Source organism: Kitasatospora sp. NPDC022785, from assembly GCF_055561295.1.
Genome location: NZ_JBVHHB010000033.1, coordinates 63,517 through 81,257 on the forward strand (window position 1 = coordinate 63,517; position 17,741 = coordinate 81,257).

16 protein-coding genes are annotated in these 17,741 nt (G+C 75.0%); 6 read left to right on the forward strand and 10 right to left on the reverse strand.

Features of this window, described 5'->3' with window-relative positions; translation table 11 throughout:
• Positions 1-39 precede the first annotated feature (39 nt).
• Complete coding sequence (locus ACZ3YO_RS35375; RefSeq protein WP_396324861.1) at positions 40-1,254, reverse strand: aminoglycoside phosphotransferase family protein; 1,215 nt, start codon at positions 1,252-1,254, stop codon at positions 40-42.
• A gap of 470 nt (positions 1,255-1,724) precedes the next feature.
• Between ACZ3YO_RS35375 and ACZ3YO_RS35380 the strand changes: the two genes are divergently transcribed.
• Complete coding sequence (locus ACZ3YO_RS35380; RefSeq protein WP_465577767.1) at positions 1,725-3,209, forward strand: DNA-binding protein NsdB; 1,485 nt, start codon at positions 1,725-1,727, stop codon at positions 3,207-3,209.
• Positions 3,210-3,387: 178 nt separating this feature from the next.
• Here the strand turns inward: ACZ3YO_RS35380 and ACZ3YO_RS35385 are convergent, their stop codons facing one another.
• Entirely contained in the window at positions 3,388-3,924 is a 537-nt protein-coding gene (locus ACZ3YO_RS35385; RefSeq protein WP_465577769.1) for a PAS domain-containing protein, read from the reverse strand.
• A 287-nt stretch (positions 3,925-4,211) separates the two neighbouring features.
• Here ACZ3YO_RS35385 and ACZ3YO_RS35390 point away from each other — a divergent pair, with 287 nt between their 5' ends.
• A complete protein-coding gene (locus ACZ3YO_RS35390) occupies positions 4,212-5,726 on the forward strand; it encodes a HEAT repeat domain-containing protein (protein WP_465551205.1) in 1,515 nt (504 codons plus the stop codon).
• 258 nt (positions 5,727-5,984) lie between these two features.
• On the opposite strand, the gene ACZ3YO_RS35395 is transcribed toward ACZ3YO_RS35390, so the two are convergent.
• A complete protein-coding gene (locus ACZ3YO_RS35395; protein WP_396324897.1) occupies positions 5,985-6,827 on the reverse strand; it encodes an undecaprenyl-diphosphate phosphatase in 843 nt (280 codons plus the stop codon).
• A 250-nt stretch (positions 6,828-7,077) separates the two neighbouring features.
• Positions 7,078-7,773 (reverse strand): class I SAM-dependent methyltransferase, encoded by a 696-nt coding sequence (locus ACZ3YO_RS35400; RefSeq protein ID WP_465551207.1) that lies wholly within the window; start codon positions 7,771-7,773, stop codon positions 7,078-7,080.
• 226 nt (positions 7,774-7,999) lie between these two features.
• Between ACZ3YO_RS35400 and ACZ3YO_RS35405 the strand changes: the two genes are divergently transcribed.
• Positions 8,000-8,572, forward strand: coding sequence for a DUF4396 domain-containing protein (locus ACZ3YO_RS35405; protein WP_465577821.1), 573 nt, complete (start codon positions 8,000-8,002; stop codon positions 8,570-8,572).
• A gap of 97 nt (positions 8,573-8,669) precedes the next feature.
• On the opposite strand, the gene ACZ3YO_RS35410 is transcribed toward ACZ3YO_RS35405, so the two are convergent.
• Positions 8,670-9,227 (reverse strand): PadR family transcriptional regulator, encoded by a 558-nt coding sequence (locus tag ACZ3YO_RS35410; RefSeq protein WP_465577771.1) that lies wholly within the window; start codon positions 9,225-9,227, stop codon positions 8,670-8,672.
• A 222-nt stretch (positions 9,228-9,449) separates the two neighbouring features.
• Between ACZ3YO_RS35410 and ACZ3YO_RS35415 the strand changes: the two genes are divergently transcribed.
• Together ACZ3YO_RS35415 and ACZ3YO_RS35420 are read left to right on the forward strand one after the other, a co-directional pair.
• Positions 9,450-10,229 carry an alpha/beta fold hydrolase gene (locus ACZ3YO_RS35415; protein ID WP_465577773.1) on the forward strand — a complete coding sequence of 260 codons (780 nt, stop codon included), beginning with the start codon at positions 9,450-9,452 and terminating at the stop codon, positions 10,227-10,229.
• A 164-nt stretch (positions 10,230-10,393) separates the two neighbouring features.
• Positions 10,394-11,341 (forward strand): aminoglycoside phosphotransferase family protein, encoded by a 948-nt coding sequence (locus ACZ3YO_RS35420; protein WP_465577775.1) that lies wholly within the window; start codon positions 10,394-10,396, stop codon positions 11,339-11,341.
• Positions 11,342-11,523: 182 nt separating this feature from the next.
• Here ACZ3YO_RS35420 and ACZ3YO_RS35425 read toward each other — a convergent pair whose 3' ends face one another.
• The 5 genes from ACZ3YO_RS35425 to ACZ3YO_RS35445 all read right to left on the reverse strand — a co-directional run bounded on the left by ACZ3YO_RS35425 (position 11,524) and on the right by ACZ3YO_RS35445 (position 15,948).
• Entirely contained in the window at positions 11,524-12,417 is an 894-nt protein-coding gene (locus tag ACZ3YO_RS35425) for a 5-oxoprolinase subunit C family protein (protein WP_465577777.1), read from the reverse strand.
• Positions 12,410-13,066 carry a 5-oxoprolinase subunit PxpB gene (gene pxpB, locus ACZ3YO_RS35430; protein ID WP_465577823.1) on the reverse strand — a complete coding sequence of 219 codons (657 nt, stop codon included), beginning with the start codon at positions 13,064-13,066 and terminating at the stop codon, positions 12,410-12,412. Before pxpB ends, ACZ3YO_RS35425 begins: the two co-directional genes overlap by 8 nt.
• 146 nt (positions 13,067-13,212) lie before the next feature.
• Entirely contained in the window at positions 13,213-13,989 is a 777-nt protein-coding gene (locus ACZ3YO_RS35435) for a LamB/YcsF family protein (RefSeq protein WP_396324872.1), read from the reverse strand.
• Between the two features lie 124 nt (positions 13,990-14,113).
• Positions 14,114-14,650 carry a hypothetical protein gene (locus ACZ3YO_RS35440; RefSeq protein ID WP_465577779.1) on the reverse strand — a complete coding sequence of 179 codons (537 nt, stop codon included), beginning with the start codon at positions 14,648-14,650 and terminating at the stop codon, positions 14,114-14,116.
• A gap of 263 nt (positions 14,651-14,913) precedes the next feature.
• Positions 14,914-15,948: an IPT/TIG domain-containing protein gene (locus tag ACZ3YO_RS35445; RefSeq protein WP_465577781.1), complete on the reverse strand. Its 1,035-nt coding sequence runs from the start codon at positions 15,946-15,948 to the stop codon at positions 14,914-14,916.
• 163 nt (positions 15,949-16,111) lie between these two features.
• On the opposite strand from ACZ3YO_RS35445, the gene ACZ3YO_RS35450 reads away from it, so the two are divergent.
• Positions 16,112-17,662 (forward strand): hypothetical protein, encoded by a 1,551-nt coding sequence (locus ACZ3YO_RS35450; RefSeq protein WP_465577825.1) that lies wholly within the window; start codon positions 16,112-16,114, stop codon positions 17,660-17,662.
• The last annotated feature ends 79 nt before the right edge of the window (positions 17,663-17,741 follow it).

The window sequence follows — 17,741 nt, forward strand, 5'->3', positions numbered from 1 at the left end:
GGTCGGGCCTGACGCGCAGCCGGCTTCCGCCGACCCTGCTCAGCGTGTGCCGACGGCGGCGCGGACGGCACGGCGGGCCAGTGCGGCGTCGTCGTACAGCCGGCGGATCATGATCCGCTGCTCCTCGCCGGCGCCCGGCACGTCGTACAGCCGGATCTCGCGCATCAGTACCAGCACCAGGTTGACCAGGAACGCGTCCCGGGCCAGTGTGCCGCCGCTCTGGGCGAGTTGGCTGATCTGGCGGCGGGCCGCGGTGTCCCCGGAGAGGACGCTCCAGAGCACCGCCAGGTCGTAGCCGGGCAGGTACCAGCCGGCCTGCTCCCAGTCGACCAGCACCGGCCCGGACGGCGCCAGCAGCATGTTGCTGAGCAGGGCGTCGCCGTGGCAGAGCTGGAGCGGGGTGTGGCTCAGCCCGTGCAGCAGTCCGCGCAGGTCGCCGGCGTCCCGGTCGGTGAGCTGGCCCACCGAGTGGTAGCGGGCGATCTCCAACTGGTAGTCCAGCCGCGGCTGGAACACGTCGGTCGGCGGCCGCCACAGGTTGAGCGTGCGGACGGCGCCGAGCAGCGCCCGCACCTCGCCCGGGGTGGGCGCGTTGACCGGGTGGCGTTCCCGGGCGGCCGGCCGCCCGGGAACGCGCTCCATGACGAGCACGCAGCGGTCGTGGTCGGCCGCGACCAGCCGGGGCAGCCGCACCGGCGGACGGTGCCGGACGAAGGCCCGGTAGACCGCGACCTCGTGGTGGAAGTCGGCCACCAGCTGCTCGAAGTACTCACTCCGCACCGCCTGCGGCGCCAGGCACTTAGCGACCACCGGCGCCCGCCCGATGGTGCCCGCCACCAGGATGTGGCGGCTCCCCTCGCGCAGCACCTGGCGCGGGGTGAAGGCGGGACATATCCGCGCGACTCCGGCCAGCGCGGCCCGGACCGCGGGTGTCTGCAGCGCCGACGGGTCGATCCGCTCGGCGGTGCCGGGCTGGCCCGGCCGCATCGGCGGGCGCAGCATCCGGCCGTCGCCCGGGCGGGCGGCCGGGACGCGGGCGCCGCCCGGCAGGACGGAGTCGGGGGCGCGCAGCCCCAGTGCCGTGCGCGCGGCCTGGCCCCGGGCGTCCGCGGACCGGCCGTCGGTGCCGCGCGGTGCCGCGGGGCGGCTCGGCGGCGGGACCTGCTTGGGGCCGGGACGGCCGGTGGCTGCGGTGGGGGGGCGCAGCGCGGTGCGGGTCGCGGTCGGCGAGGGGGAGGTCGCTGAGGAGTACATGGGGTGAGGGTGGTCCCTTCCTGTCCGTCGGCGGGTACGCCCCGCGGTGCGGGGAGGGCCGGTGCCGCGTGCTTCCTGGCGTGACGGCGGCCCTGGTGCGGTGGGTGGAGCGCGGGCGCCGGGCACGGACGCGGGGGCCGAAGCCCCTTGCTGCGGCGGTGTTCCGGCCGCCCGCACCCTGGGGAATGCGGTCGGCCGGTACTGCCGTGGCCGTGCCCGGCGCCCCCGCGCCACCCGGCCGCGCCACCCCCTCGGGTGAGGACCGGGGACGCCCCCTGACACGGGCGGGGGAGTCCCCGGTCCGGCCTGGGGCGCCGCCCGACCCGAGGGGCGAGGTGGCGCACCTCTACATCACACCCGGATGGCACTGGTTGGTAATGTGGCGGACCCTGGCGAAGCCTGGCGAATGCTCGCCTGGCACATGACGGAGCCTCTAGCCTCGAACCAGCCGAGGAACCTGGGGGCTTCACGTGAGCAGGGGACCCAACACCCGACTCGCCGATCTGTTCGTCTTGACCGGGTGGTCGAAGGGCGAGCTGGCACGGCTGGTCAACCGGCGTGGTGCCGCGATGGGACAGCAGCAGCTGTCCACCGACACCTCACGGGTCCGGCGGTGGATCGAGCAGGGGGAGATCCCGCGCGATCCGGTGCCGAGGGTGCTGGCAACCGTGTTCACGGAGCGGCTCGGCCGTGTCGTCACCACTGAGGACCTCGGTCTGGAACGACACCGGCCCACCAGGACCGGAGCGGCGCAGCCCGCAGCACATCCATGGGAGCCGGATCGTACGGCCGCGGTCCTCACCGAGTTCACGGGAATGGACCTCATGCTGAACCGACGTGGATTGGTGGGCGCGGGTGCCGCGCTCACGGCCGGGGCGGTCGTCGCCGACTCCCTGAAAGGCTGGCTGGGCGGGGACGCGGTCGCGTACGCGGCCTCCGTGCCCGGCCCGCGACCGGTGGTCACCGGGCAGGGCGGTGGCCGCCCGGTGGTGGACGTGTACGACGCGGGCCCGGTCGGGCTCGACGAGGTGGAGGCGCTGGAGCGCTCGGTGCAGGTGTTCCGCGCCTGGGACGCCGCGCGCGGCGGGGGCCTCCAGCGCAAGGCGGTGGTGGGTCAGCTCAACGAGGTGGGCGGTCTGTTGACGAGCCGCCACAACCCGGCGGTGGAGCGGCGGTTGTGGCTGGTCGCCGCCAACCTCGCGGTGCTGGCGGGCTGGATGTCGCACGACGTCGGCCTGGAGCCGACCGCGCAGAAGTACTTCGTGATCGCCGCCGAGGCGGCCAAGGAGGCCGGCGACCGCCCGAGGGCCGGCGAGGCGATCTCGCGCGCCGCCCGTCAGATGGTCCACCTCGGCCGGGCCGACGACGCGCTCGACCTGATGTCGGCCGCGAAGGCCGGCGGCGGCCGGGCGCTGCCGAGAACGCGCGCGATGCTCAACACCGTGGAGGCCTGGGCGCACGCCTCGATCGGGCACTCCCAGGACACCTGGCGGCTGCTGGGCGAGGCCGAGGACCTCTTCGCCGAGGACGTCCCCGAGCCGCCGCCGTCCTGGATGCAGGTCTTCGACGAGGCCGAGCTGCGCGGCATGCAGGCGCTGGTGCTGCGCACCCTCGCGGAGCACGACCCGTCGGCGGCCCCGCAGGCCCGGAAGCAGGCCGAGCGGGTGATCAAGCTCCGCGAGGGCACCGGGCAGCTGCGCTCGGCGCTCTTCGACCGGATCACCCTCGCCTCGGTGCACTGGCTCACCGGCGAGCCGGACGCGGCGGAGCTCCAGGCCAAGATGGCGATGAACCTGATCGGCCAGAACTCCTCCCACCGCACCTGGGACCGGCTGCGCGAGATGTACCGGCTGACCGCCCGCTACCGGGGGGTGCCGGTGGTGGACGAGCTCCGTGCGGAGCTGGGGCGGGAGTTGCGGCAGGCGGACGCCAAGAACCGGCCGAAGCTCGCCTGAGCCCGGGGGTCGTCGACTTCGGTCCGACCGTGATCCGGTCTCGGCGCGGGGCAGGCCGGCACCGGCGGCGTTCGTGCGGGACCTCGCGTGCGGGAGCTCGTGCGGAACCTCGTGCGCGACCTTGCGTGGGATCTCGCGTAGGACCTTGCGCGGAACCTCGTGCGGGACGGGAGGAGGCTCAGGCCCGGTCGGCCGGGCGGATCAGCAGGCGCAGCGCGGTGACGGTGCCGTCGGTGCCGAGCACGGGCTCGCCCGTGCACTCGATCGCGCCGTGTCCGCCGCAGGGGCGGCGTACCTGAAGGGTGCCGTAGGCGTGGCGTCCGTGCACCAGGGTTTCGGTCATCATGCGGCGCAGTTGTGGCCGGTCCGCCTCGTCGAGGCGGTCGGGCAGCCGGTCGAGGCTGAGCGGGCCGTGCCCGGGGTCGCACCCGAGCAGCCGGAACACCTCGGCGGACCACCGGACGTCGTCGGTGAGCAGATCCCACTCGGCCGAGCCGACTCCGGGGCCGGACGGCGCCTGCGCCGTGCCGTCCACTCTGCCGTCCACCGCGTCGTCGGCCGCCCCGGCTCCGGGCCCGGCGCCCGTTCCGCTGCCGGCCCGGTGGCCCGTGGAACCGTCCGCTCCGCTCCGGGAGCCGCCGTCCGCCTGGCTGCCCGCCGGCCCGTCCGCCGCGGCGGTGCCCGGCGGACGGCCGGCGGTTCTGGGCATGCTCATGGCGGTTCCATCGGTCGGAGGTGGCGGCCTCGAGGGGCCTGTCCGGGTGGTGAAAAGACTGTTGCACAGCGGCCTGACCCCCGTGGGGGATTCGGGCAGATCCCCGGCAAAATTCCTCCGGCATATGCCAACCGGACAGTAGGGTCGGTCGCCCTGTGTGCGGCGGGGTGCCCGAGGCGGTAACCTTCGGTGATTCCGGCGCCCGGGCGCCCACCGCAGTACCGACCAGTGACCCCGGCGACGGAAATCCCGTTGCCACTACGACCGCCGCAACGGATGCTGACCTCATGTTCGAGCCAGTGATAGCACCCAGTGCCAGCCTCCTCGGCCTCCTTCAGCGAGGTCGCGGTGACGGGCAGCTCCATGCGCTGGCCGCCGACCGCACCGAAGCCATCGCCGCGCTGGAGGAGTGCGTCACCAGGGACCCGCGGGCCGACTGGCAGGTCGAGAACCGCTCCCTCTACTACGCACGCCTCTACATGGAGTTGGAGGCGCCCCTCGGCGGCATCGAGGACCACCTCCACGATCCGGAGGACCTCCTCGACGACGACGAGGGCCGCACGGGCCTCGCGCTCTCCGTCCTCGGCCACCTCGCCGCCTACGGCCGGCGCGACGCGCTGCTGATGCTGCGCGAGTACGCCGCCACCGGCACCAACTGGGCCTGGGCCCTGGACGAGCTGGCCCTGCGGGACGACGACCGCGGCCTGCTGCTGCTCGGCACCGCCGTGCTGGACCGCTTCCCGCCGGGCCCCGAGGGCGATGCCGAGCTGCGCGACTTCATCCGCGCCGCGTACGAGCCCCGGCCCTGGCGGCTCTGGGCGGCCTACCACCCGCGGGTCGCCGCGGCGAGCGAGCAGTCCCCCTTCGACCTCTGGCAACGCCAGCTGAACCGCAGCGGCGTCACCCCCGGCTGGTCCACCGCCGACGTGCTGGCCTGGGCCGACCAGGGCGAGCTGGGCGGCCTGAGCGCCGGCGCCTTCGCCGGCCAGCCCGACCGCCCCGAGCCCGCCCGCGACGCCGGTGACCCGGCCGGCCCCGACGCCGTGGACCGGCGCGCGGCCGCGGCCGCGCGCTGCCTGGCCGCGGTGGTGCGCCCCGAGGACCGCCCCGCGGTGCTGGAGGCGGCCCGCAGCGGCCTGCCCGGCGCCCGCCGGGCAGCCCTCCGGTACCTGGTCGACCGGCGCGATCCGGCCGCGGCCGGCCTGATCGAGGCCGCCGCCGCCGACGTGGACGACCGGATGGTGCGCGCCGCCCTGGAACTGCTCGGCCGGATGCGCGGCCCCGAGGTGCTGGCGCACGCCCGCCGCTGGGCCGACCCGGCCACCGGCGGCGCCGACAGCGCCCTCGGCGAGGCCGCAGTCCAGCTGCTCGCCGACGCCGGCGAGCCCTGCGACGCGCCCCTGGTGGTCGCCGGGCTGCGTCGCTGGATCTCGGTGCGCGGCGTGACCGGCACCGGTACCGGCCTCGGGACGCTGGTCGACGGTGCGGGGCGGCTTGCCGCCGCCGAAGCCGTCCCCGTCCTGCGCCACATCTACGGCGAGGCCGCCTCGTCCGAACTGCGCGGCCGCGCCGCCCGGGCGCTCGCCGTGACCGACGTGCACTTCCCCGAGGGGCCGGCCGTCGAGTGCCTCTGGGACTGCGAGGAGTCCACCCGGGAGCTCGCCGCGAGGCACGTCGCCACCACCGGCGACGCCCGCGTGCTGGAGCGCCTGCGCCGCCTCGCCGCCGACCCGGCCGAGGAGGCCGAGGTCCACGCCGCCGTGCGGGGCCGGCTGACCGCCGCCCGCGAGCGAAGCCGCTAGGGCGCGGGGGACTGTCTGACGAGCGCGGCCGTGAGCCGCTTCCGGGACGACGAAACGGGCCGGGGCACCTGGTGAGGGGCCCCGGCCCGCCGCTGTCGGTGGAGCGGTGGAACCGCGTTCTACTCGGGAAGGCCACTGCTCCGGAGGGGCACGGCTTCCGCAGCCGCTGCTCTCGGATCCACTGCTTCGCGGCCCGGAGGCTTCTGAAGGGCTGCTCGGGGCCGGAGGCTTCTGGACCGGCTGCTTCTGGGACGCCGCCTACTTCACGACGCCGGCGTCGGGCGCCAGGGTGCCGACGCTCACCAGCGCGATGATCAGAATGCCGAGCGCCACCCGGTACACCACGAACGGCATGAAGCTGTTGTGCGAGATGTACTTCAGGAACCAGGCGATCGCCGCGTAGCCGACGACGAAGGCGATCAGAGTGGCCAGGACGGTCGGGCCCCAGGCCGGGGCCGGGCCCTCGCCGATCTTGAACAGCTCCAGCAGGCCGGAGGCGAGCACCGCCGGGATGGCCAGCAGGAACGAGTACCGGGCGGCCGCCTCGCGGCTGTAGCCGAGCAGCAGGCCCGCGCTGATGGTGCCACCCGAGCGCGAGACGCCGGGGATGAGCGCCAGCGCCTGCGCCATGCCGTAGACGGCGGCGTGCGGCAGGGTCAGGTCGGTGATCGGCTTGGCGTGCCGGACCGCCCGGGTGCGGTCGGCCACGGCCAGGATCAGGCCGAAGACGATCAGCGTGGTGCCGATGATCCGCAGGTCGCGGAGGTTGGTCTCGATGGTGTCCTGGAACAGCTTGCCCAGGATGCCGATCGGCAGAGTGCCGATGATCACGAACCAGCCCATCCGGGCGTCCTGGTGCGAGCGCAGCGCGGGCCGGAACAGTGAGAGCGTCCAGGTCTTCACGATCGAGGCGATGTCGCGCCGGAAGTAGATCAGCACAGCGGACTCGGTGCCGAGCTGGGTCACGGCGGTGAACGCCGCGCCCGGGTCGTCCCAGCCCAGCAGGGCCGAGAAGACCCGCAGGTGAGCGCTGGAGGAGATCGGCAGGAACTCGGTGAGCCCTTGGATCAGGCCGAGGACGGCTCCGTGGAACCATTCGATCACCGGACACCCGCCCGGGGTATCCGTCGCTCGATGCGCATCAGCGGTCCTTGTCGGTCGTCGGTGCGGGAGCATGCCCGACGGCATGCTCGGGGCACATGCCGGTGGCATGCGAACGGCCGGTTCCGCCCGACGCTCGGGTCGCGCGAGGGCCCGGCGCGCGCCTGATGGTACGCGGTGAAGGTGACGGGTTTTCGTTCACCCCTGCCCCGGTCCCGCTCCACCGGCGCGGCCGGTGTTCGAGCCCTGTTCAGGCGGTGTCCGGCCGCGCCCTGACCCAGGTCCGGTCGTCGGTCAGGTAGCGGTCCACGGCCAGGCCGGCGTCGGCCAGCGCCTGCTCGAACTCGGCGGCGCCGAGCGGGCGGGAGAGGAAGGTCTGGGTCCAGCGCGCGTCCGGGAACTCGTACTCGGCGACCACCGAGTTCACCCCCTCGCCGACCGGCGTGGACGAGGCGATCCGGACCAGTCCGTCCCGGCCCAGCGGGCGTTCGCGCGGCACCTCGCGGTGCCAGTCCTCGCCCTCCCGCTGGATCAGGACGCAGCCGTCCGCGGCGACGTGCCGCCGGCAGGTGGCGAGCAGCCGGCGCCGGACCTCCAGGTCACCCGCGTGTACCAGGAAGGAGGCCAGCATGACGACGTCGAAGTGCTCGCCGAGGTCCAGCCCTTCGATCGGGCTGCGGACCGTCCGGGCCCCGCGCACCCGGGCCAGCATCTCGGCGGACTCGTCCACGGCCGTCACCGTGAAGCCTCGTTCGAGCAGCGGGTGTGTCACCCGGCCCACGCCGCAGCCCAGTTCGAGGATGCGCGCGCCGGCCGGCACCGCCTGTTCGATCACCTCCGGCTCGCCGTGCACCGGCAGCCGTGTGTACAGCTCGACGGCGCAGCCGTCCGGTGTGATCGCGCCCGGCCCCGTGCCGTCGTAGCCCCTGCGTCGCTCATCAGTCATCGTCCCATCGGAACACGGGTCCGCGGAGGTGGGGAAGAGGGCGTCGGAGACATGGTTGCGGCATACCCCCAGGGGGTATATGTTCATCACCGACGGAGCGAGGAACGAAGCGCCAGGGCAAGCGGAGGACGACATGGCACACCCCGCACAGCACGAGCACGAGCAGCACACCGGCCACGGCCACCACGAGCAGCACGGCCACCCGGCCGGGCACGAGGGGCACGACCTGCACGCGGGCCACGCGGGCCATGCCGGCCACGCGGGCCACGCGGGCCACGCCGGCCACGCCGGCCACGCCGGCCATGCGGGCCATGCCGGTCATGCCGGTCATGCCGGTCACGGTGCCGCGCACGGTGGCGGGGCGAGCTGGCGGACCGCCGCGCAGGCGACCCTGCACTGCCTCACCGGCTGCGCCATCGGCGAGATCCTCGGCATGGTGCTCGGCACCGCCTTCGGCCTGCACAACGGCGCGACCGTGGTGCTCTCGGTGCTGCTGGCCTTCGTCTTCGGCTACGCCCTCACCATGCGCGGCGTGCTCAAGGCGGGCTTGGACGTCCGGGCCGCGGTGAAGGTGGCGCTGGCCGCCGACACCGTCTCGATCCTGGTCATGGAGCTGATCGACAACACTGTGATGGTCACCGTCCCGGGGGCGATGGACGCGGGCCTCGGCGACCTCCTGTTCTGGATCGCGCTGGCGGGCTCGCTCACCCTCGCCTTCGCCCTGACCGTGCCGGTCAACAAGTGGATGATCGGGCGCGGCCGCGGCCATGCGGTCGTCCACGCCCACCACCAGCACTGAGCGCCCGCCCCGAAGGCGCCGGGGGCTCGCCTGCGGCCCGCACCGACCCGCTCGACGGTCGGTGCGGGCCGCGGCGTTTTTCGCGGTGCGTCCGGGGCTACTGCCCGGTGCGTCCGGGCTGCTGCTCGTTGTGGTCCAGCTCCACGAGGGTGTCGTGCAGCCAGGTCAGCTCGGCCTCGGTGGTGGCGCGGGCGATCAGCAGCATCCCGCGGCGGAACGGGTCCGTCGCCTCCTCGGCGCCCACCGGGTGTGCCCCGTCGTAGAAGAAGCTGGCCGGCTCGCTCAGGAAGGCCAGGCGGCGGCGGAGTACGGCGGCCTGGGCGGCCGGCTCGCCGTCGAGGTGGCGGAGGAAGGCCAGCACGGTGAACCAGCGGTTCTCGTCGCTGATGTCCAGCTCGTCCGGAGTGCGCAGCCGGTCGAGCAGCGCGGCCCGCCCGGCCTCGGTGAGGTGGAGGGTGTGGCGCGGGGCGGCCGCCGTCCCCGGCTCGGTCTCGCGCACCAGCAGGCCACCGGACTCCAGTCGCTTGATCGCCGGGTAGAGCGTGCCGTCACTGATCGGCCGGACGTGCCCGGTGAGCGCTGCGAGGTGGTGGCGCAGCTCGTAGCCGTGCAGGGGCCGGTCGTGGAGGAACCCGAGGATCGCGAGCTTCAGCATGGGACCACTCTCTCAGAGGGTCGCCCCCGGGCTCCGAGGGTCGTTGTCGGGTTCAGGGGTTCGCGGGGCCGGCCCGGGCGTCCGGAGTCGTTTCCGAGTTCGCATGGTCGTCGGCCGGCGCTCGTGCACTATATCGCTACCGCTATACCTCGATCTCGATGTATGGTTCCTGCGACTGGACAGCGAACGTTGCGATACCCCGACCCGAGGAGGAGAACGACCGTGCATCACGCAACCGTCACCCCGAACGGCGACCGGATCCGCTGGGTGGAGCTGCCGGGTGCCGAACCGGCCCGGCTCTACCTGCATGGTCTCGGCGCCAGCTCGCCCGTCTACTTCGCCGCAGCCGCGGCCCACCCGCTGATCGCCGGGCGCCGCTCGCTCCTGCTCGACCTGCTGGGCTTCGGCATCAGCGACCGGCCCGCCGATTTCTCCTACACGCTGGAGGCCCACGCCGACGCGGTGGCGGCGGCGCTGGACGCGGCCGGGCTGGCCGAGGTCGAGGTGGTCGGGCACAGCATGGGCGGCGCGGTGGCGATCGTGCTCGCCCACCGGCATCCACGGCTGGTCGCCAACCTCCTCCTGGTCGACTCCAACCTCGACCCGATCACGCCCACCCGCCGCCCGGGCAGCAGTGGGATCGCCACGTTCACCGAGGAGGAGTTCCTGGCCGGCGGCCGGGAGGAGGTCGGCCGGTGGGTCGGCCCGCTCTGGTGGTCCACCATGCGGCTGGCCGGCCCCGAGGCCCTCCACCGCAGTGCCGTGAACCTCGCCCGCGGCACCGTTCCGACCATGCGGGAGCTCCTGCTCGACCTGGACGTCCCGCGCACCTTCCTCCACCCGCAGGCCGACGGTGCACCGGAGGGCGCGGACCGGCTGCGCGAGGCGGGCGTGGCGGTGGTGGCCGTCCCGGACTGCGGGCACAACATCATGTTCGACAATCCGGAGGGCTTCGCCGAGGCCGCCGCCGTGGCCCTGGCACGTCGCGCCGTGGTGGCATGACACGCTGATGCGGCAGGGCGTGTCATGGTGGCCTGCCCTGCCTCAGCGGCACGACGTGTCACTTCGGCGCGGTGCGCCACACTGGCCTGACACGCGTCCGCCCGTACGACACGCGCCTGCCCCGTCCGCCACGCGTCCGCTCCGCCGCCCAGGAGCCGCCTGCCATGCCGGCCACCTTCGAACCACCGGTCCGCGTCCCGGACGCGCTGACCGCCTCCCTCGCCGAGTGCCTCGGCGACCGGGGCCGCGACTGGGCCGCCTGCCTCCCCGCGCTCGCCGCCGAGCTGTTGGAGAGGTGGTCGCTGCGCCCCGACGGCGCACCCGCCCACGGCGTGGTCGGCCTCGTCCTCCCGGTGCTGCGCGCGGACGGCACATCTGCCGCGCTCAAGCTCCAGCCGGTGGACGAGGAGACGGCCGGCGAGCCCGTCGCCCTGCGCGCCTGGGGCGGCAACGGAGCCGTCCGGTTGCTCGCCCACGAGCCGGAAACCGGCTCGATGCTGCTGGAACGCCTGGACCCGGACCGTTCCCTGCTCACCGTGCCGGACGACCTCACCGCCGTGCGCGTCGTCGCCGACCTGCTGGCCCGGCTGACGGCGCACCGGGCCCCGCCCGGCCTGCGGAGCCTGGCCGAGGTCGCCGACAGGACGCTGACCCGCGTGCCGGAGGCGCTCGCCGAACTGACCGGCCCGGCCGACCGGCGCCTGCTCGCCGACTGCGCCGCCGCCCTCCGCGAGGTCCGGCACGAACCGGGTGACCGTCTGCTCCACTGGGACCTGCACTACGCCAACGTGCTCGCCCCCTCCGGACAGGCCGGCCGGGCGCCCTGGCTCGCCATCGACCCCAAACCGTTGGCGGGCGACCCGGGCTTCGAGCTCCTCCCAGCCCTGTGGAACCGCTGGGGCGACCTCACCGCCACCGGCGACGTCCCGCGTGCCCTCCGCCGCCGCTTCGACCTGCTGACCGACACCCTCGCCCTCGACCGCGACCGCGCCACCTGCTGGACGCTGGCCCGCGTCCTGCAGAACACCCTCTGGGGCATCGAGAGCGGTGAGACCGTCGTCGACCCGGCCCAACGCGCCATCGCGGAGGCCCTGTTGGGGCGGTCCCGCTGACTGCTACGCCCCGACTGCTACGCCCGACCCCGACTGCTGCGCCCGACTGCCACGCCCGACCCCGACAGCTACACCCGACTGCTCCACCCCGACCGCGTCGCCCGGACGGGTCGTCGCCGGCCACGGGTGCGCGCAGCGGCGGCCCTTCCTCGCGCGGCTCACCATGCTGCCGCGGGAACGCGCTACCGCCCCCGCAGCAGCACGAACCTGACCGGCGTCCCCGGGCGGGCCTGGGCGGCTGCCGCGAGGTCGGCGCGCGGGACGACACCGAGGACGGGATAGCCGCCGGTGGTGGGGTGGTCGGCGAGGAAGACCACCGGCAGCCCGTCCGGGGGGATCTGGACGGCGCCCAGCACCATGCCCTCGCTCGGCAGTTCGCCGCCGCGCGCCCGGCTGACCGACGGGCCCGCCGTCCGCAGGGCGATCCGGTTGCTGGCCGGGGCCACCCGGTAGCGCTCGCGGGCCAGCCAGACCACCGACTGCGGTTCGAACCAGTCGGCGCGCGGCCCGAGCCGCAGCCGCAGCACCAGTTCGGCCGGGGGCGCGGGCAGCGGCACGAGGTCGGGGGCAGGCCGGTACGGCGGGGGCGGCCCGACCGGCAGCCGGTCGCCGGCGGCCAGCGGGGCCGGGCCGAGGCCGGAGAGCAGGTCGGCCGAGCGACTGCCGAGCACGGGCGGGACGGCGACCCCGCCCGCCACCGCCAGGTAGCCGCGCACGCCGTGGGTGGCGGCACCGACCTCGATCAGCCCGCCGGCCGGCACGGCGACGGTCGCGCCCCACGCGGCGGGCCGCCCGTCCACCCGGACCGGGGAGGGCGCACCGGTGACGGCCACGACCACCGGCCGGTCCGCGCGCAGCGCGACCCCGCCGAGGGTGGTCTCCAGGGCGGCCGCGCCGGGCTCGTTGCCGACCAGCCGGTTGGCCGCACGCAGCGCCGGCTCGTCCAGCGCACCCGCCCGGGGCACACCGAGGTGGGCGACACCCCGGCGCCCGAGGTCCTGCACGGTGGTCAGCGGGCCGGGCCGGACGACCTCCAGTTCGGCCCCGGCCTCGGCCCCGGGCTCCCGCTCAGCCATGGTCACCCCGCGTCGTCGCGGCCCCGTCCTCCGTGCCTCCGTTCGCCGCGGCCCCGTCCGCCGTGGACCGCGCCGCCGTGAACCGGACCCGCACACCCGGTGCGAGCAGCGCGGCCGGTTCGCGGGCGGCGTCCCAGAGCGGCAGGCCGGTGCGGCCGAGGAGCTGCCAGCCGCCGGGGGATGAGCGCGGGTAGACGCCGGTGTAGGGGCCCGCCAGGGCGACCGAGCCGGCCGGGACGGCGCTGCGCGGGGTGGCACGCCGAGGCACCGCGTACTGCTCCGGCAGGCCGGTGAGGTAACCGAAGCCGGGGGCGAAGCCGCAGAAGGCGACCACGTACTCGGGCTCGGTGTGGATCCGTACGGCCGCCTCGGGGGAGACCCCCCAGAGCGCGGCCACCTCGGCGAGGTCGGCGCCGTCGTACACGGTCGGCACCTCCAGCAGCGGGCCGGGCGTCGCGTCCGCCGCCGTCGGGCGGGCCGTCCGCAGCAGGGCGGTGAGGGCGGGGATGTCGGTGACGCCGTCCAGCAGGACGGTCCGGGCGGCGGGGACGATCTCCTCGACGGCGGGCAGCTCGCCCGCGCCCTGCCGCTCGCGCAGCCAGGCGTACAGGGCGCCCACCTCGGCCGTCCCGGCGACCTCGACCAGCAGCGCGTGCTCCCCGGCCGGCCGGAGCTCCGGCTCGCGGCCCCCCGCCGCCGTGACGCCCGAGCCCTCGGCGCCCGAGCCTGCCGCCCCGGCGCCCGGACCCGTTCGGCCCGCACCGTCCCCCCGGCCCTCGCCGCCCCCCGCCGCCGTCACGCGAAGGCCTCCACCCGCACGCCCGCCGAGGCGAGCGCGCCCCGGATGCGCCAGGCGAGCTGGGCGGCGCCGGGCGTGTCGCCGTGGACGCAGAGCGACCGCGCCTCGACCGCGATCGGCTCGCCGCCGACGGCCTCCACCGTGCCGTCCCGGGCGATGCCGACCGCGCGGGTGATCACCGTCTCGGGGTCGTGCACCACGGCGTCCGGCTCGCGACGCGGTACCAGGGTGCCGGCCCAGGTGTACGCGCGGTCGGCGAACGCCTCGGTGACCACCGGGAGTCCGACGCCCTCGGCGACCGCCAGGAAGCGGGAGCCGGGCAGGCCGAGCACGGGCAGCGGGCCGTCGCAGACCGCCCCGGCCCGCAGGACGCCCGCGACCACCGCCTCGGCCTGCTCGGAGTCGCCCACCACCCGGTTGTAGAGGGCGCCGTGCGGTTTGACGTACGAGACCCGGGAGCCGGCCGCACGGGCGAAGACCTGGAGGGCGCCGATCTGGTAGGCGATCTCGTCGGCCAACTCCTCCGGCGGGACGTCCATCGCGCGCCGGCCGAAGCCGGCGAGGTCGCGGTAGGAGACCTGGGCACCGATCCGGACGCCGCGCTCGGCGGCCAGCGCGCAGACCCGGCGCATGGTCGACGGATCCCCGGCATGGAAGCCGCAGGCGACGTTGGCGCTGGTCACCACGGAGAGCAGTGCCTCGTCGTCGGTCAGCGTCCACCGCCCGAACCCCTCACCGAGGTCCGCATTGAGATCGATCACCGCATCGGTCACGCCCGTCCGCCTCCCACAGCTGTTGAGCCAGATGGTAGGGCCTGCGTGTGAAGCCCGGCGCCGTCCGCCCGGGCACCGGCCCGCCCCGCCGGCGGCCCACTGCCCGGGCGTTCCCCCGGACGGCTCACCCGGTGGCGGCGGTGCCGCGGGCAGCCGCGTCGGCGGCCCGTTCCAGGGGCCGCAGCGCGCGCAGCACGATCAGCAGCGGGACGACGCCGACGACGCCGAACGACATGTCGATGAATCGCCAGTACATCGGGATGCCCCGAAGCGGACCGCAGATCAGGGCCAACGGGATGATGCCCGCACAGGCGAGGACGGCCCAGCGGACCACCCAGATGTTGCGGACCGGGTCCTTGAGCGGCCCCCGGAAGGCGGCGGCGATCACCAGGTGTGCGAAGGCGAGCCAGTCGGTGCCGTAGGCGAGGAAGGGGTAGCGGGCGTTGGTCTCGGCGAGGCCGTCGCGGACCCGTTCGAGCCACTCGACCAGGGCCGGCAGGTGGTCGGTGACGGGGGCGGCCGGGCCGGTGGCGAATCCGGCCAGCCACCTGGTCTCGGTCTCCAGCGGGAAGGCGGTCAGGCCGCTCAGCACCAGGCAGACCACGAAGGTCCACAGCCACCGGCGTACCCGCCGCAGGATCGCCTCGGAATCAGTGCCCATCGTGCCAACCTCCATGCCGAAGGACAGGCGGGGCCTTGTCCCACCTGCGCAGCACGACTCTAGACCCACGAATTGAACGCGTTCAACTTTTGGCTGCGGGTGCGCCCGCAGCGCGAGCCCGGGTGCTCCTGGGTCGAGCTCGGGCTCGCCTGCGGTCCGCCCGGGGCGGATCCGGGGCACAGCCGGCACCCGCCCGTGGTCCGCCCGGAAACGGCCGGTGGCCGGACGCGAACCCCGCGCCCGGCCACTCCCTGCGAAACCCGCTACGCGGTGTACGTGAACCGGTCCGCCGCGCCGATCGCGCTCGTCCCGCCGGGCGTGGTCACCGTGACGTCGACCACGCCCGTCCCCGCCGGGGCGGTCGCCGAGCAGAGCGACACGCCGCAGGAGTAACGGGTGGCCGGGACGCCGCCGAAGCGCACGGTGCCCTGGGCCAGGTTGCCGCCCTGGACGTAGATCTGGGTGCCGCCGGCGGCCGGGCCGGAGCCGGTGGTCAGGCCGGTGACCACCGGGGCGGGCGGCGCCGGGGGAGCCGCGCCGGTGTAGTCGAACGGGGTGGAGGTGGCCGCGGAACCCCCCGGGGTGACCACGGTGACCGGCGTGCTGCCCGCGCCGCCGGGGGTGGTCACGGTGCAGGTGGTGCCGGTGCAGCCGCCGGCCGCGACCGAGTCGCCGAACAGCACGAAGCCGTTGTCCAGGTCGGTGCCGGTCAGCGTGACGGTGGTGCCGCCCGTGCCCGCGCCGGACGAGGTGTCGATACCGGTCACCACGGGCGCCGCCTGGGTGGCCGGGGCCTGCGGGCCGCTGCCGAGCACGTAGGTCGAGACGTTGTCGGACGGGTCCGCGTCGTTCCGGTTCGCGGCCGTCACCTTGATCGTCCCGGCGGGCCTGGTGCCGTGGGACTGCACGAAGACCTTCATGAACTCGCTGCGCCCCGGAGCCCGGTTGCCGGTGAAGTAGGCGTCCAGGCGGCGGGCGTCGGGTGAGATCGTCTCGGTGAAGGTGTAGTCCTGGAACGAGGTGATCGTCGCGCCGCTCGTGGTCAGACCGGGCGGCAGTTCGACGGTGAGGTGGGTGACGCCGGTGAGGTCGGTGGTGCCGGAGGACTTCCAGGTCACCGAGAAGTTGGTGTTGTCGACCGGGAAGATCGGGTAGTTCCCGGCCTGGGTGACGCCGACGTTCGGGCCGGTGACCGCCGTCCGGGCGGGGGTCGCGGCGGCGGAGACGGCGGCGCCCGCGGCGAGGGTGGTCGCGGCCAGTGCGGCGGCCAGGCCGCCTCGAACCAGTCTGGTGATCATAGGACGCATGATGGCCGGGCCGGGCGCGCCGCGAAGCCGTTTTCTCGAAATCCAGTTCTAGTGCCGCGCGTTCGGCTCGGCCCCGGCCCGGCCCCAGCCCGCCCGTAAGGTCCGTTTCGGTCGAAGTCGGTGCCTACCTCTAATCTTGTCCACCGTGACCGCCATCGCTGACCCGTCCACCGAGCACGGGCTCCGGCCGCCCGCCGGGCCCGCCACCGCCGCCGTGCGGCCCGCGCCCGGCCCCGCAGCCGACGAGGGCCTCGCCCGCCGGCTCAAGGCGCTGGCCTGCACCGCCCCGCTCCACGACCTGGACAGCCGCAAGGGGATGCTGGCCGGCGAGTACGGCGGCTACGCGATGGCCGAGGTCGGCCTCGCCGCGATCGACCTGGTCACCCTGCACATGGACTTCGACACCGGGGCCGACCGCGACATAGTGCTCGCCCGGCTGCTGCCCCGCGTCGCCGCCCAGGCCGCGGGCCGGCCCACCGCCGAGCACGAGCGGGTCGCCCGCTGGGTGCTGGAGTCGCTGATCAACGTCGGCAGCGTCGACCGCGGCTTCCGCGCCGTCTACGGCACCTTCGGCGCGGACGGCGCGTACGTCCGCCGCGACTACGACTTCAAGCTGATCGAGGAGGTGCCCGGCCCCGACGGCGGCGTCTACCTGCGCACCACCGACGAGGCGGTCAACGTCCTGGTCGGCGCACTCGACACCGACGTCACCTCGGCCCAGATCGCCGCCGAGGTCAAGCTGGAGGTGCTGATCCGCCGGGGCCGCCTGGCGGACGCCCAGCTCGCCGCCGAGCAGGCCCGCTACCGGACCGTCCAGTACGCCGAGACGCTGCGCCGCGCCCTCGACGCCACCCGGCGCAACGTGCGTGCCGTCGACTGGATGCAGGCCATCCCCGACCTCATCGACGAGGCGCTCGACCACATCGCCGACCGCTACCGGCACGAGAACGCGATTCTCACCAACATCCGCAAGGCCCGGGACGAGGCCGAGCCCCACACTCCCGAGGGGGCGGAGCACAAGCGCCGCGCCGCCGAGCTGCTCGACATCGTCAAGGACTGCATCCGCCGCCACACGAAACTGCAGACCCGTCTGCTGGAGGCCGGCCCGCTGTTCCGCGCCGAGCAGGACCGCCAGGCCTTCGCCACGCCCGGCGCCCGCAGCGGCATCGACCTCTACGGGCAGCTGCTCGCGCCCGTGCTGCGGCTGCCGGTGGAGCAGGCCGTCCGGCCCACCGGCGCCTTCTTCGCCCGCGGCACCGGCCTGCGCACGCCCGTCTCGGTCCGCGTCGCCGACCTGGTGGACCTGCTGCTCACCCCGCCGGTCGAGCGCGAGCACCTGGGTGCCGAGCTGCCCGACCCGGACCTCGTCGCCACCCCCGACGACAGCCGGTTCTCCGAGGCGCAGCTGGAGTCCGCGCTGGAGCTGCTCGACCTGCCCGCCGACGCGCCCCGCCGGCTGTCCGGCCTGCTCGCAGACGCCCGCAAGCAGGACCCTGAGCTTCCGTACCTGGTCGCCCTGCTGGCCGTGCACGCGGCCAGCCCGCCGGTCGGCACCGCCTACCGGCAGGGCGAGGAGCGGCTGCTCTTCGCGGTCGACGACGGCACCCGGCTGCACGACCCGGAGTTCGGCGGCGCCGACCTCATCGTCGGCAGCGCCCTGCTGGACGCGGCCGGCATGGCGGCCGACCGCAAGGACGCCAGTTGACGCACCGCCAGACCGTCCGGACCGTACAGGCCATCCGGGCCAACCGGACCGCCCGGACCACGCAGACCACCCGCACCGG

What these genes read in the sequence shown, in the direction of transcription:
- ACZ3YO_RS35445 (WP_465577781.1), bottom strand. Translation starts at nt 15,948, where the DNA reads ATGATCACCAGACTGGTTCGAGGCGGCCTGGCCGCCGCACTGGCCGCG.
- ACZ3YO_RS35375 (WP_396324861.1), bottom strand. Translation starts at nt 1,254, where the DNA reads ATGTACTCCTCAGCGACCTCCCCCTCGCCGACCGCGACCCGCACCGCG.
- ACZ3YO_RS35425 (WP_465577777.1), bottom strand. Translation starts at nt 12,417, where the DNA reads ATGGCTGAGCGGGAGCCCGGGGCCGAGGCCGGGGCCGAACTGGAGGTC.
- ACZ3YO_RS35410 (WP_465577771.1), bottom strand. Translation starts at nt 9,227, where the DNA reads ATGCTGAAGCTCGCGATCCTCGGGTTCCTCCACGACCGGCCCCTGCAC.
- ACZ3YO_RS35385 (WP_465577769.1), bottom strand. Translation starts at nt 3,924, where the DNA reads ATGAGCATGCCCAGAACCGCCGGCCGTCCGCCGGGCACCGCCGCGGCG.
- ACZ3YO_RS35420 (WP_465577775.1), top strand. Translation starts at nt 10,394, where the DNA reads ATGCCGGCCACCTTCGAACCACCGGTCCGCGTCCCGGACGCGCTGACC.
- ACZ3YO_RS35400 (WP_465551207.1), bottom strand. Translation starts at nt 7,773, where the DNA reads ATGACTGATGAGCGACGCAGGGGCTACGACGGCACGGGGCCGGGCGCG.
- ACZ3YO_RS35440 (WP_465577779.1), bottom strand. Translation starts at nt 14,650, where the DNA reads ATGGGCACTGATTCCGAGGCGATCCTGCGGCGGGTACGCCGGTGGCTG.
- ACZ3YO_RS35390 (WP_465551205.1), top strand. Translation starts at nt 4,212, where the DNA reads ATGTTCGAGCCAGTGATAGCACCCAGTGCCAGCCTCCTCGGCCTCCTT.